General features: G+C 39.2%; 12 protein-coding genes and 1 pseudogene. 7 read left to right on the top strand and 6 right to left on the bottom strand.

Going from position 1 to position 14,372, the window contains the following annotated elements; genetic code table 11:
* Positions 1-145: 145 nt before the first annotated feature.
* Entirely contained in the window at positions 146-673 is a 528-nt protein-coding gene (locus ABES02_RS24380; protein ID WP_430140362.1) for a hypothetical protein, read from the top strand.
* A 58-nt stretch (positions 674-731) separates the two neighbouring features.
* Here ABES02_RS24380 and ABES02_RS24375 read toward each other — a convergent pair whose 3' ends face one another.
* The 4 genes from ABES02_RS24375 to ABES02_RS24360 form a co-directional block, all read right to left on the bottom strand.
* Positions 732-1,496: an anti-sigma factor domain-containing protein gene (locus ABES02_RS24375; RefSeq protein WP_430140361.1), complete on the bottom strand. Its 765-nt coding sequence runs from the start codon at positions 1,494-1,496 to the stop codon at positions 732-734.
* The gene (locus tag ABES02_RS24370; protein ID WP_430140360.1) at positions 1,493-2,068 is read right to left on the bottom strand and encodes an RNA polymerase sigma factor; all 576 of its coding nucleotides are present in this window, start codon (positions 2,066-2,068) and stop codon (positions 1,493-1,495) included. Before ABES02_RS24370 ends, ABES02_RS24375 begins: the two co-directional genes overlap by 4 nt.
* A gap of 165 nt (positions 2,069-2,233) precedes the next feature.
* Positions 2,234-3,508: an MFS transporter gene (locus ABES02_RS24365; protein ID WP_430140359.1), complete on the bottom strand. Its 1,275-nt coding sequence runs from the start codon at positions 3,506-3,508 to the stop codon at positions 2,234-2,236.
* Between the two features lie 18 nt (positions 3,509-3,526).
* The gene (locus tag ABES02_RS24360; RefSeq protein WP_430140358.1) at positions 3,527-4,834 is read right to left on the bottom strand and encodes an ectonucleotide pyrophosphatase/phosphodiesterase; all 1,308 of its coding nucleotides are present in this window, start codon (positions 4,832-4,834) and stop codon (positions 3,527-3,529) included.
* A gap of 192 nt (positions 4,835-5,026) precedes the next feature.
* On the opposite strand from ABES02_RS24360, the gene ABES02_RS24355 reads away from it, so the two are divergent.
* The 3 genes from ABES02_RS24355 (at position 5,027) to ABES02_RS24345 (ending at position 7,728) form a co-directional block, all read left to right on the top strand.
* Entirely contained in the window at positions 5,027-5,938 is a 912-nt protein-coding gene (locus ABES02_RS24355; protein ID WP_430140357.1) for an alpha/beta hydrolase, read from the top strand.
* 140 nt (positions 5,939-6,078) lie between these two features.
* Positions 6,079-6,573, top strand: a complete 495-nt coding sequence (locus ABES02_RS24350; protein WP_430140356.1) for a flavodoxin domain-containing protein — start codon at positions 6,079-6,081, stop codon at positions 6,571-6,573.
* Between the two features lie 126 nt (positions 6,574-6,699).
* The gene (locus tag ABES02_RS24345) at positions 6,700-7,728 is read left to right on the top strand and encodes an ATP-grasp domain-containing protein (protein ID WP_430140355.1); all 1,029 of its coding nucleotides are present in this window, start codon (positions 6,700-6,702) and stop codon (positions 7,726-7,728) included.
* Between the two features lie 198 nt (positions 7,729-7,926).
* Here the strand turns inward: ABES02_RS24345 and ABES02_RS24340 are convergent.
* Positions 7,927-8,499: pseudogene (locus tag ABES02_RS24340) on the bottom strand (amino acid permease); the annotation flags it as partial.
* A 700-nt stretch (positions 8,500-9,199) separates the two neighbouring features.
* Here ABES02_RS24340 and ABES02_RS24335 point away from each other — a divergent pair.
* Complete coding sequence (locus tag ABES02_RS24335) at positions 9,200-9,607, top strand: acyl-CoA thioesterase (protein WP_430140354.1); 408 nt, start codon at positions 9,200-9,202, stop codon at positions 9,605-9,607.
* Between the two features lie 48 nt (positions 9,608-9,655).
* Here ABES02_RS24335 and ABES02_RS24330 read toward each other — a convergent pair whose 3' ends face one another.
* On the bottom strand, positions 9,656-10,702 hold the full coding sequence (locus ABES02_RS24330; protein ID WP_430140406.1) for a putative glycoside hydrolase: 1,047 nt from the start codon (positions 10,700-10,702) through the stop codon (positions 9,656-9,658).
* 100 nt (positions 10,703-10,802) lie between these two features.
* On the opposite strand from ABES02_RS24330, the gene ABES02_RS24325 reads away from it, so the two are divergent.
* Together ABES02_RS24325 and hutU are read left to right on the top strand one after the other, a co-directional pair.
* Positions 10,803-12,314, top strand: a complete 1,512-nt coding sequence (locus tag ABES02_RS24325; RefSeq protein ID WP_430140353.1) for a helix-turn-helix domain-containing protein — start codon at positions 10,803-10,805, stop codon at positions 12,312-12,314.
* A 378-nt stretch (positions 12,315-12,692) separates the two neighbouring features.
* Positions 12,693-14,369: a urocanate hydratase gene (gene hutU / locus ABES02_RS24320; RefSeq protein WP_430140352.1), complete on the top strand. Its 1,677-nt coding sequence runs from the start codon at positions 12,693-12,695 to the stop codon at positions 14,367-14,369.
* Positions 14,370-14,372: the final 3 nt, after the last annotated feature.

Below are 14,372 nucleotides of genomic sequence, written 5' to 3'. Positions count from 1 at the left end.
TTTATGATCCCCTTTGAAGAGGACTCTTGTAGCTAGAGTCTCCTATTCAAGGGGATTTTTTTTCAAATTTCTTCGAACCGTTTGGGATTACCTTACGTTTCCTATAACGAAAGCCCAATTCGGAAAAAGAAGGAGTTGTAAGTTTATGAAATTTCGTTTTACCTTTATTACAGTATTTTCGTTAATATCTATGATTTTATTTGGTGCAGTTGCTTTAGCGGCGACAGATTTTACGCAATTCGGATTCCCTAAAGTAGTAGCCGAAAAGGAAATTGATGCAGGGAATGCAGCCAAAATAAGTCATAGTGGGATTAAAATTGATATTCCAGAAGGAGCATTTACCACTGACGTAAAATTTCAATTACTTGAAGGGGATAACAGTCATTTCCAAGTAAATGCTCCTGCAGGAGAAACTGTCATTATGAATTTTGCCTTTAGAGTAGTAGATTCCAAGACAAATGAAATCATTGCAAAGTTTAATAGGCCAGTTATGTTTAGTTTTAAAGATAAGGATGTTAATCAGTGGAGTATTTATAATAACGTAACAACGGATGGGATAATTGCTCCGAATCAGTTGCCGGCCGTCATTGACGGTAGAACATTAACACATCCGATTGCTGGAGCTCCAGTTGGATGGGTGATAACTTCACCAACACATAGCGTTAAAAAGTAACGATACTTATGAAAAAAGCCCATGCTTCTCATTTACGAGATTCATGGGCTTTCCACATTTAAGTAGTACCAAGCACCTTTTTTCCACGGGGCTGAGTGCCGTTGGCATCTGGTTCAAGTGACACACCAATTGCTTCAAAAGCCAGGTGGTTATCATTAATTACATAGGAGAGCGAGCCATTTCCGTTTTGATCTACTTGAAATGTTCCTGCACTCATCCGTTTACCATCATGGATTAACCACACTTGATAGGCTTCCGAACCTTTAGTTGAGGCAAGACCTTGAAACTTAAAGACCATTTGTTTTTTATCACCCTGTTTGTAAAGCAATGCATTTCCTTGGGCTGTTGCTACAAGGGGGTCAGCCGATTTTAACATATAACCCTGAACGACTACTGGAAGGGGGAGAGTTTGTTCTTTTACTTCCGCTAATTCTTCCCTTAACTGGAAATTGTTCCAGATGATGCCTCCAAAAGATAGGAGAAAGGCAGCAGCTGCAATTCCATAAAAGGTTCTACGAATACCCCCAGCCGATTTAGGTTTAGTTATTGTTTTTGTGCTATTTTCTTCCTTGTCGATAATGGGAGAGTCTTCATCTTTAAAAATTGCATTCATCACCTCAGCCTTTAAATCAGAAGGTACTTCTACGTCATCCAATTTAAAAGGGATCAAATTCCACGCCTCCCGCATCTCTTGGACTTCAATCCGACAATCTGAACAAGTTAGAAGGTGTTCTTCAAATAGATTCATTTCTTCTTCAGATGCTTCACCGAGCAAATAAGAGACTAAATCACTGGAAAATGAACAGATGTGATTGATCGTCATTTTTTCATTCCCCCCATCTCCGTTACCATTCGAGTTCTTAGGATTTTAAGTGTTTGATGCAAGCGGCTTTTAATCGTCCCGATTGGTTCTTGTTTCATTTCTGCTATTTCACGGAGAGTATAGCCTTCCCAATAGAGCCACTGAATAAGCTCGATTTGATTGTTTGATAGATATTGGTAGGCTTTCTGTATTTGCTCTCTGAGGAGTTTTCTTGAAACGATTTCAGCCGGATTATTGCTAGGATATCCTGGTATTTGTTCCAATTGCTCCTGCCCCATGGAAACGAAGACATATTCCTTCTTTTCTTTGCGATGATGGTCAATGGTGATATTTCGTGTAATGGTTAATAGCCAATTCACAAACAGACCTTTGTCTGGGTTGTACCCATTTTCAGTCGTCCAAATGCGAGTAAAGACGGCTTGGACAATCACTTTTGCTTTCTCAGGGTCCTTGGTCGCTTTAAGACTAAACGAGTATACCAGTTTAATATAGCGATCATATATCTCTTCTAAGGCTGAGCGGTGTTTTTCTTTAATCAATTGCATCAATTCGGCATCACTCTTATTTTGCATAAAAAAGGCAATCCCCCTTGTTTGTTCCTAGGTCCCTTTACATAAATAAACGAACCAAAAAGAAAATCGGTTTGTTTCATTATATTGAATTTTAGATAAATTTATGGTGACAAGCCTCATTTTTTTATAAATAATAGACCTTGCCGGGGCAAGGTCAGATTGGTTTTATTGAGAAATTGAATTTGATTTTGAAATGGTGTTGCTTTCTGGCACTCGGAATAGTATGAGACCGCCAATGATGAATAAGACGACTAAGCTGAATACGCCGCTGTTTGTATTGCCTGTCATATAGGCTGTAAAACCCATTAGGGAAGGTCCTAAGATCGCGGCGAATTTGTAGAAGATGCTATAAAAGCCGAAAAATTCATTTGCATGGTCTTTTGGTACAAGCTTTGCAAAATAGGAGCGGCTTAGTGCCTGAATTCCCCCTTGTGAAGAGGCCACAAGCATAGCAAGAATCCAAAAATCTAAGGTGGTTTTTAAAAAATAGGCGTACGTACATATGACGATATAAACAAAGATCCCAACAAGAAGCATCGTTTTTGCTTTGAATTTATCGGCAAGTTTACCATATAGAACAGCAAATGGTGCGGCAACGACTTGTGTAGCAAACAAGATAATTAGTAGATTGGTAGAGCTAATGCCTAAATCGGATCCGTAGGTGGTGGACATGGTAATGATTGTGTTAACACCGTCAATATAAAAGAAATAGGCAAGTAAGAAGAGAAACACAGGACGATACAATTTAATTTTGGCAAAGGTTCCAAAAAATTGTTTAAACCCATTCACTATTGGGTTGGGAACACGTTCTTTATAATAAATCTGATCAACATTTCTTAGCATTGGGATGGTGAACAACCCCCACCACAATGCTGTGATGGCAAAGGAGATTTGACTGACGACCGTGACCGAGAGGGGCAGGATATTTTGCTGCGCTAATATGATGAGCGCAATCCCAATAATGAACGGAATCGTACTTCCGATATAGCCCATCGCATATCCTTTGGATGAAACCTGATTCATTCGATCTTCAGTTGTTACATCGACGAGAAAAGCATCATAGAAAATATTCGTCCCGCCAAATCCAATAACCGTAACCATATAACAAATTAAGAGAATCAACCATTGATTACTAGGGACAATTGCAAGTAAAAGCGTAAAAATAATGCCTAATGCAAAAAAGAAGGTGAAAAATCGTTTCTTAAAGCCTTTAAAATCGGCAATGCTTCCTAGAACTGGTGCACAAATTGAAATTAGCAGTGTGGCAAACGAATTGGCATAACCCCAATAAGCCGTTGAAGTTACAGCAGCAATTCCGGCTTCTTTGGCCGCTGCTTTGAAGTACAATGGAAAAACGGCTGTGGTAATCATAATCGAATATGCGGAGTTAGCCCAGTCAAATAAAACCCAGCTCTTTTCTTGTTTAGTCATCCGACTCATCTCTTATCCCCCTTTATTTTATAGATTTAATATTTCTTCAATCACACTTCCATCAGTATTGCCTAAGCTAACACCAAGAAGCCTTGCGAAGGTAGGGCCTTCATCGATGAGACGGATAGCAGGGAGGGTAGTATGGTGAATCCCTTTACCAGCTGCCATTAAAATGGTGCCATAATTTTCTTTTTCTGGTGAATAGCCGTGGGTGGCGAGCGTATATTTCTTATCTCGGGTTACATCATCGGGGGTGATAGTTTTTAGATAATCTCCATTGAAGTCTTCTAAAAAGTAATACCCTCTTTGTGCTTCGAGCATAAAAGCACAAGAGCCATCTGCCCCTTTTTCTGCGGCTTGTTCCCCAGTGAGTATGGACTCAATTCCTGAATTAGGATCTTGAAGCAAGGAAGTTACCAGCTGTTTGACTGCTTCCAACGTTTCAGAATCATCCCGATCCTTTACATAAATATATGCGGAGCCATCACAACTTTTGCAGTAGGCCTTCCAATTAATTAATTTGTCTTTCGAGTTCGTGGTAATTAGTTTTTGTTTGTGTAAAAGAACATTCGGGTTAAGCGCTTTAGTTTCATCCATAGCACTATGGTCCCCTAATATCACGACAGTAGAATCCTGGTAAATACCACTTTCCTTTAGTGCACTAAGAATTCTACCGAGACGGGTATCATGGCGATGAATCGCTGCGATTGCTTCATCGGAGGAGAATCCGTGATAATGACGCTGGGAGTCTAAATCCGTAAAGTGAACCATTATCAAATTAGGCTGTTTTGTTATAATCGTATCTACCGCTGACTCTAAAACAAAATCGTCTAACTCCGGTTGATTCAATCCATTGCGAATATGTCCGAACCGTTTATTGAGATCCCATTGATAACGGGGAGTGCCGCTCATTAGGGAAACGAGGATTTGATTTTGCCATGGGCGGTTCGCAAAAATCTCGGGCATATTATAGTCAATATTTGCTTTAGCCGTAACAGGCCATAATAGCGCAGCTGTCGTCATGTTGGCTTTTTTTACTTCATCATACAAGGTTGTCCCTTTTACGGAATCTCGGAACCAATTCCAGTCTGGGGAAAGCCTGCCAGGCTGAAGGAGTGTATTATTCACGACGCCATGGCGTTTCGGATAATTACCAGTCACAATGGTGGCATGGCAGGGATAGGTAACAGATGGGTAAATCGATTCAACATGCTGGACGTAGGCACCATGATTAAGAATTTTCTGGAAGTGTGGTAGGTCCTGAATGATGGGATAATCTAGTGCTGAAAGGCAGTCAAAGGAAATAATGATTAGGTGATCGGTAAGTCGATTCATGAAATACCTCCGAATAGGTTGTACCTGTCACTTCAATTGTACTACAGGATGATAGAATTGAAAGAATTGTTACAAAATAATTACGAAATTTTAGAAAAATTAGCCCTATGTTGGCTTGGAAATAATATGTAAAAAGGGATTTTCTAGTATAATGTATGTAATAGATCAAAGGCTGAAAAGGGGAGCGGAATCGTGCCTAGTTTGAAAAGTTATTTTTTAGAAAAAGTAATTAAGCTATCGGTTAAAAGAGTATTGGGCAAACGTATGCTGAAATCCGGAATAGAGGAAAGGCGGCAAAAGCTTGATAAGGCGGCCTCAAGGTTAAAGATGCCGAAAAACAGTATCGTTGAAGCATTTCAGATTGATGGTATGTATTCAGAGTGGCTTTCTCTTCCGGATATTCAAAATGACCATGTTATTTTGTATTTGCATGGCGGTGGATATGAATATTGTTCGGTCCATACCCATCGAACGCTCGCGGCTGGTATTGGAAAGGCAGCAGGTATCAAGGTTCTTCTCCCTGATTATCGTCTTGCGCCAGAACATCCATTTCCTGCAGCAATTGAAGATGCCGTTCGCGTTTATCATTGGCTGCTTGAGCAGGGCTACCAATCTTCTAATATCATTTTTGCAGGGGATTCTGCTGGAGGGGGATTATGCCTGGCTGCCGCTCTGGTATTAAGAGACCAAAATGAACCGCTTCCGGCTGCGATTGTTTGTCTTTCACCATGGGTGGATTTAACAAGTAGCGGTGAAAGCTATATTAAAAACAAAGAAGTGGATCCCTATTTAAATGTCGATGGTGTTAGAAAGGTTGCGAGCGAATATGCAGGCGGTGAGTCTCTTGATCATCCCTTGATTTCACCTGTTTTTGCTGATTTAACAGGATTGCCTCCAATGTTTATCCAAGTCGGTAGTCATGAAATTTTACAAAGTGATGCGGAACTGCTTGCAATTCAGGCCCATAAAGCAGGGGTTCCAGTTTCCATTAAAGTTTGGAACGGGATGTGGCATGTTTGGCAAATGAGTGGGGATTTGTTACCCGAATCGAGGAGAGCGATTCAGGAGATTGGGGAATTTGTAAAGAGGACACTTAATAAGTAGGCTGAAAAACTCGATCTTTAATTGTAATAATATTGCCAATATTTATGCAACGAATGCTTAGATTTGGATTATATAATAAAATTGAATAACTTCCTAGTATTTAAGGCTGGTTCTTTTGTAAAAAAAGGAGGGTCAATAAAATGAAAAGTATCATTGTTTATTGCTCATCCCATGGGACTACAGAAAAAGCCGTAGAGTTTTTAAAAGGACAGCTTATAGGAGAGGTTTTGGCGGTTGATTTGAAGAGGGATCATGTTAAGTTGGAGTTAATGGATTTTGATACTGTCATCATTGGCGGTTCGATTCATGCCGGCAACATCCAAAGAAGGATTAAACAGTTTATTAAACAACACCATGACGAACTTCTTGAAAAAGACTTTGGGCTCTTCCTATGTTGCATGCGCGAAGGGGATACAGCCATTGAACAATTTAACAACGCCTTCCCACAGGATTTACGAAAGAATTCGGTTGCTTTGGGCTTGTTTGGCGGAGAATTTCTCTTCTCAAAAATGAACTACTTTGAAAAACAAATTGTAAAAAAAGTGGTCGGGGTTACAACGGAACAATCAAACTTGGATTTTGAAGCCATTCGAGAATTCGCTTCGAAGATTAATAATGTAAAAACCTGTGTTTAATACGTTTCTGCTTCTGCAGAACGTTTTTCTTTTTCTAAAATAATTTTTTGTGTTTTTATGATTATAAAAATGGATGTGTTGGCAATAATGGAAAGGTCTAAAATTACAACATGAAAGAGGATTCAGATGAAGATTTGGTTTAATCGTTGGTTTACGACTGTTTCGCACTATATGGATTTGATTCGTGCGAACGAAGACGGCAGGAAATTTATAATTTACGGAACAAGTCCTAATAAAGATGCGTTATATCTGCAGAATTGCGATTACGCCTTTTTAGAACCTGATATTTCTGGTGATGAATACATTGACTTTTGTCTTGATTTTTGTAAAAAGCACGGGATCGATATTTTTATCCCTCGGAAAGAAAATGTACTGATTTCCAAAAGGTTGGCTGATTTTACGGCATTGGGAGTTAAAGTGTTAGTATGCCCTGATGCAGAGTTAATGGAAACAATGGATAATAAAGCAGCGACCTATCAAAACATAGTGAAACAGGTTCCTTCTATCATAATTCCGGATTATTATGTGGTTAATAATATTGAAGGTTTTAAACAAGCATATGAACGGTTGAAGGAAAAAGGACATGAGGTTTGCTTTAAACCTGTAATAGGCGAAGGGGCTCAGGGGTTTCGTGTTATCAAGGAAGATATTGATTCCATTAACCAACTTCTTAGACATGGGAGTAGAAGTCGGATACCGTACAAATATGCATGCGAAATTTTTAGCCAGCAGGAATTCTTTCCTGATATATTAGTGATGGAATACTTAGCCGGAAGGGAATTTAGTATTGATTGCCTTTCATCTCAAGACGAATTATATGCAGCTATTCCACGAATGAAAGATGATGGCAGGGTAAGGGAGTTAGTGGAAAGTGTTGAATTAATTAGTCTCGCCAGTGCGTTTCATCAAGAATTTAAAGTGCCATATGTCTATAATATTCAAGTGAAAAATAATAATGGGGTACCAAAGTTGCTTGAAATTAATCCTAGGATGAGTGGCGGATTGCACTTTAGCTGCTTATCAGGTATCAATTTTCCCTATTTAGCAATTAAGATATTACTGGGAGAAAAAATTCAACCATTGATGCCACACTATGGAATTCGAGCCAGTCATCTTGAAAAAGAAATGATCCTGAAATACCAGGATATAGGGTAAATAAAAAAATGTCTTTCTATGGTGACAGGCACCAAAGAAAGACATTTTTGTGTTTTTGTCCGCCAAGGGTGGACAATGTGAGTCGTTTGATTAGCTTACTTTTGAAAGGGACTGTTGTTCTTGTTTTTTTGATTTTAATACCAGGTAGACTGGGATTCCAATTACGGTTACTAGTATGGACAGTAATTCGTCAACTGGAATGGATTGGGAAACACCGCTATCCATATTAAGGATTTGAACATCTCCTTGAAACAGACCAAACACCGCAATCAGGATGATCGGAATCAATTTTCCAATGGTTGAAATGTTTTGAATAAATCCACCATACTGTGTGCCTAGTAGATTCATGAAGCCTAGGAAGAGGATTGTTATGATTCCAAAAATAGTGTTACTTTCTTCAGAAAAACCAAACAAGTTTGCAACGAGCAAACCAAAGTAGAGTCCAAGAGCTCCCATGATGGCAGGACCATAAATTAATGTCTGAACCCAGCCGCACAAGAAACCCCAGAACTTTCCGTATACTTCTTCAATATAAGCATACAAACCGCCTGTTTTTGGGATTTTCACACTTACCTCTGCAATTGTTAGACCACTTGCAAGCGTGATGATTCCACCGATAATCCATGCCCATAGCGCAAGAGTTGAGTTTCCTGTAGAAGATATAACGATTCCAGGTTTCATAAAGATTCCAGAACCAATTACTGTACCAACCACTAAAGATGTCGCAACCGCAAAGCCAATATTTTTCTTTAAATGTGCCTCATTCCCCATAAGTCCGCCTCCCGTAAACAACTGTATTATCTAGATTTCCACGCATTATAGCATGAAAACATTCCTTTTTATTTTTTTGAAATATTTAAATAATTATAGAAGAATAGTCTGTTATCTGAAGGTATAAGGGTAGATTCACAGATTTTGGTTATGATAAAAATTATCACTTTGAGAGAATCGAGGTTGAGTTTTAAATGATATTTTTTATAAGGACTCAAGTTCTTGCACTTTTGTTTTCATTTTTTTGGGTTATCTATCTCTATATTTTGGGGTATTTTAATCAACCTGGCCGTGCTCTTCAATATATCAACTGGTTTGTGTATGGATTCGCCATTCTGTTTGTGGTCATTTATATTCTTTTAACTAAATATTTGATAGGTCGAAAATGGCTGGCTGTTCCATTAGTGCTCATTCCATGTTTATTCATATACCAGCCCATTCTGGAGGCTATTCTTTTAAGATAGTGAATGAAAGCAATCGGATGATCCTAAATTTTCTATCTCTTTCAACAGGCTCTATAAAGTTTATGGCCATTATTTTTGGATTAATTTTTGGCATCATTTTCACCAAGATAGATAAAGGGAAATAGTGAGAACTGGTCCGAATTTTGACCAGTTTTTTTATTAAATCTTTCAAATAATAAAAGATTGTTATAAATTATAAATAAGATCCTGACAATCAGAACAAAGGGGGAAGTTTTTTGACTTACACGGAATTGGAACTCATCGCCGAATCCAGCCATGGTCACGTAAGTAATGTGAAGCTATATGATTACTTGGATCAGGCAAGGAAGGAATGGTATCACTATTGCACCTTGCTAGGCGTTGAAGGGGTTGCTGTACATATTAGTGTTGATTTTAAAAAGGAAGTGTTCCAAGGAGACAAGCTATTTATTACTACTTCGTTGGAACGTGTGGGAAATTCAAGCTTCACGCTCCTTCAAAAAATAATTAGAGACCAAAAAGAACTGGTCGTTTCTGCTGAAGCAGTACTTACTGCCATTAATCGGGAAACAAGAGAAAAAACGCGCGTGCCTGATGAAATTCGCAGTCTCCTCAAAAATGATGCTGTTCTTAACCATAGTGAACTCATTTCAACTACTAAGTAAACAAAAAGGACAAACTCCAACCCTAATTGGTATTTGTCCTTTCTTATTTTAATAAGGTGTATAGTCAACATTTGCGGTATAGATATTAGCTGCGTTCCATAGTAAATATTCATCGATTCCCTGTGAATGGAGCGCACGGATTTGATCTTCAATTTCCTGCTTTCTATATACCTTATAGTTTCCTTTCCCAAGCCAGGTCGCTGTGAAATCCTGAAGCCATGGTCTTGAGGTTGGTGGTGTGGCTAATTTATTTAAGCGTTTTTTTTCCACTTTCGCATATTCGGAAACTAAACGAAAGGGCTCTAAATCAGGCTTAGTAATCCCGAAAATGCCGGTCCAATGGCTTGGATAAATCATCGCAGAAATGACATCCACATGCTCCGCAATGTTAGAGAAGTTCTGGCCAATTCCGGGCGCCTCAGGTATGACAGTGGTATTGCCAAACGTATCGACTGACATTTTTACACCATATGGCGTTAATTTTTCTTTAGCATATTTAACAAACCCTGAAACCGCTGTTACTCGGCTGCTTCCTTCCTTTTGTCCTGTATAAGTCAATGAACTCTCAAATGTTGCAAATTTTTCTGGAAATCGAACATAGTCGAATTGAATTTCTTTGAAACCTAATTTCGCGGCCTCAATTGCCATGCCGATATTATAGTCCCAAACCTCTTTGACAAATGGATTGGTAAACGAATCTCCCCGTGAATTTTTCCAAATACCTTGAGTCGTCTTAAATGACCAGTTTGGATGGTTATTCGCCAAGACAGTATCTTTGAAGACCACAATTCTGGCTATTGGATAGACATTATTTTTCTTCAGTGTCGTCATAAGTACAGCAGTGTCTTTAATATATGGTCGACTGGCAGCATAATAGGGTGAATTTTTTCCGGGTTGGAAGGTTAGGTTGCCATTATCATCCTTAATATCGATTACCATCGCATTTAATTCTGTTTGGTTAACGAGGTGCAGTAACTTTTCAAATTTTGGACCATTCGTGTTCTCTGCCTTAACATAAATTCCTCTAATTGGTTCTTGTGCGTTTGTTAAATATGGTTTATTGATTGAAAAAGCAATCAGGAAGATTAATAACATAAAGACTTTTCTCACAGAGTCACATCCTTTTCCATTATTATTATCGTTTACCAATGACAACATTTTTTATGTATAATGTGACTGATAGGAGTGAGTGACGATGGAAGGGAAATGGCTGATCGCCGATCGCGATTTAAATGAGCGCGAAGGATTAAAGTGGTTATTGAAAACCTCTTCAATTCCAGTAACCAATATTTTTTTAGCATCGAATTTTCAGGAATTCATCGTTTTGTTTGAAAAAGAAACTCCTGATGTTGTGCTGATGGAACTTGATATGATTGGCAAGCAGGAATGGTATAACTTCCGTGAACTCATGCAAATTTATGACCCTATTCTACTTTTTACAAGTGCCGAGGCGACTTTTGAAAAGGCGAGACTGGCGATTGATATGCTGGCATTGGAGTTAATGATTAAACCTTTTTCGACAACCAAGGTCAAGTCTGCTTACCAAAAAGCTTCGCGAAAGCTTGGGACAAAAAACGCCACCAATGGGAGTTATCATACGAGCTCATATAAAGACATGTCGTATGAGGCATTATTTATTCCACAGGATTCTGTGTTAGGGAATTACCATATGGCCGCATTCCAAACAGAAAGTATCGAAACAATTGATAAATTGTACTCTTTTTTAACGGAATATCCATTCAAAGATTTACATGGGATTTTTGCCATTAGTGATATGGTCGTCCTTATATTTAAGGAAACTTGTCCAAATGTAACGGAACAATGCCAAAAAGTGATGAGAAAGTGGGAGGAAGAATTCTCTGACCCACTTGCCATTGTAGTTCATAAGGGGAACAATTCTACAAAAACGCTTAACCAGAAGTACATGCAAACGAGAAAAATGCTTGAGTTTACTTATTATAAGGGTTATCAACAAGTGGTGGAGCTTGATTATTCACCCGATTGGGTCCATATTGATCCTTTCTTAGCTCCACCTGAGCAGAGAGCCTGGGTGGATATGCTCGCAAACTTTGATTTAGAAAAAATTAAAAAGTGGCTTTATGATGAGTTTCTTCAATTAAAAGAGCGGTATCCAGACCCAGGCTTAGTTAGAATCAGACTAACAAGCATTCTAGCACAAGTGAGAAGATATATGATGACCTATAATCTTGATGAGGATCAAAGCTGTGAACAGGACTATCGCTATATTTTTAATTCCATTTTATATGATGCGGTCCTGTACCGGACGGTCCAAAACCTTATCCTGTTTATTCAAAAATTATTTTTAGCGGCGCAGGCAAGCATTCGCAATTTTAAGCAAGACCCGATTGAACGAGGGATCGCCTTTATTGAGGCTCATTTTTCGAACAGCCATTTAAGGCTAGAGGATGTAGCTCAATATGTGGACCGAAATCCGTCCTATTTTAGCCATCTCTTGATCACGAAAACGGGCTCAAGCTTTACTGATTTTTTGACGAGGATAAGAATGAAAGAAGCGAAACGATTATTAACAGAAACAAATATGCCGATAAAAGAAGTTTCAAATCAAGTGGGTTTTCAAAATGCTAACTACTTTAGCAGAATGTTTAAAGAAGCCATTGGCACCTCACCAAGAGAATTTCGTATGAAAAAAATCAATATGCTTCAAGATGAATCAGGCTCGGAATAAACTGAGTCTGATTTTTATTTCTAGGCTCTGTTAAACGATATTGTTCATTTTTTATACTCTGTTGATTGGAGAGGAAGGCGCTCGACTCCTGCGGGAGTATGGGGCAGGGGAGACCCCACAGGCGCAAAGCGCCGAGGAGGCTCCCCGGCACGGCCGCGGAAAGCGAGCGCCTGGAGCGGAAATCAACAGCCAAATTTAACAGAGCCTATTTCTAAAAAAATTACATCTATCTAAAAATTTTATAGTTTTATAGGGTTGTCCTCTAAATATCTTCTAGATTAAAACATAAATATTATCCTTCATCCAATTTTTCATTCGTATTTTTCTGAAGATTTTATTTTTATAATACTTATAGAATCTTAATTAGGAGTGAAATAAATGGAAACGACAAATACTTCAAAACCACGCTTAATTCAAAATTATAAAGGAACTGAACTTCACGCCAAGGGCTGGATTCAAGAGGCTGCGCTTCGCATGCTTTTAAATAACCTTGACCAAGAGGTTGCAGAAAGACCAGAAGATCTAGTGGTATATGGTGGAATTGGGAAAGCAGCTCGGAACTGGGAATCTTTTGATGCAATTGTGAAAACGCTTTTAGAGTTAGAGGAAGACGAAACACTTTTAATTCAATCAGGTAAGCCTGTTGTTGTGTGGAAATCCCACAAGGATGCACCACGCGTATTACTTGCAAATTCAAACCTTGTACCTGCTTGGGCAAACTGGGAACATTTCCACGAGTTAGATAAAAAGGGTTTAATGATGTACGGGCAAATGACAGCAGGAAGCTGGATTTATATCGGCAGCCAAGGTATCGTGCAAGGAACTTATGAAACTTTCGCAGAGCTTGCTCGACAAGAGTTCGGCGGCTCATTAAAACACTCCATCACATTAACAGCAGGTCTCGGCGGCATGGGCGGCGCTCAGCCTCTTGCTGTAACCATGAACGATGGTGTATGTATCGCCATTGATGTGGATGAAACAAGAATTGACCGTCGTATTGAAACAAGATACCTTGATGTAAAAACCAATGATCTGGACGAAGCTTTGAAATTAGCTTTTGAAGCGAAAAAAGAAGGTAAGGGACTTTCTATCGGTCTTCTTGGCAACGCGGCAGAAATCTTACCATTAATGATTGAAAAAGGTTTCAACCCAGATGTATTGACAGACCAGACATCTGCCCATGACCCGCTTAACGGCTATGTGCCAGTTGGCTATTCATTAGAAGAAGCGGCGAAGTTAAGAGCTGAAGATCCAACATTGTATGTGAAACTTTCTAAACAAAGCATGGCCACACATGTAAAAGCGATGTTAGAAATGCAGCAAAAGGGCGCCGTTACATTTGACTACGGAAACAACATTCGTCAGGTAGCAAAAGATGAAGGTGTTGAAAATGCATTCGACTTCCCTGGATTTGTTCCAGCTTATATTCGTCCTTTATTCTGCGAAGGCAAAGGACCTTTCCGTTGGGCTGCATTATCTGGCGACCCTGAAGATATTCGCAAAATTGACGAAGCATTACTACGTGAATTCAAAGATGATGAGCACCTTTGTAAATGGGTAAAAATGGCTCAAGAAAGAATCTCTTTCCAAGGTCTGCCTGCACGTATTTGCTGGTTAGGTTATGGAGATCGTGCTCGATTTGGTAAAGTGATCAATGACATGGTTGCTTCAGGTGAGGTTTCAGCACCTATTGTTATCGGACGTGACCATTTAGATGCTGGTTCAGTTGCATCGCCAAACCGTGAAACGGAAGCAATGAAGGATGGTAGTGATGCTGTTTCTGACTGGCCAATTCTAAATGCAATGATTAATGCTGTCGGCGGTGCAAGCTGGATTTCCTTACACCATGGCGGCGGTGTTGGTATGGGTTATTCTCAACACTCTGGTATGGTGATTGTAGCAGATGGTACAAAGGATGCTGAGGTTCGCTTACAGCGCGTATTAACAACGGATCCTGGTATGGGTGTTGTTCGTCACGCAGATGCCGGCTATGAACTAGCGATTAAGACAGCAAAAGAAAAAGGCATTAAAATGCCAATGTTGCAACAAGATTAATCT

It is taken from the genome of Neobacillus pocheonensis, from assembly GCF_050477905.1.
Taxonomy (GTDB): Bacteria; Bacillota; Bacilli; order Bacillales; family Cytobacillaceae; genus Neobacillus; species Neobacillus pocheonensis_A.
This window is presented reverse-complemented; position numbering and strand designations above follow the sequence as displayed.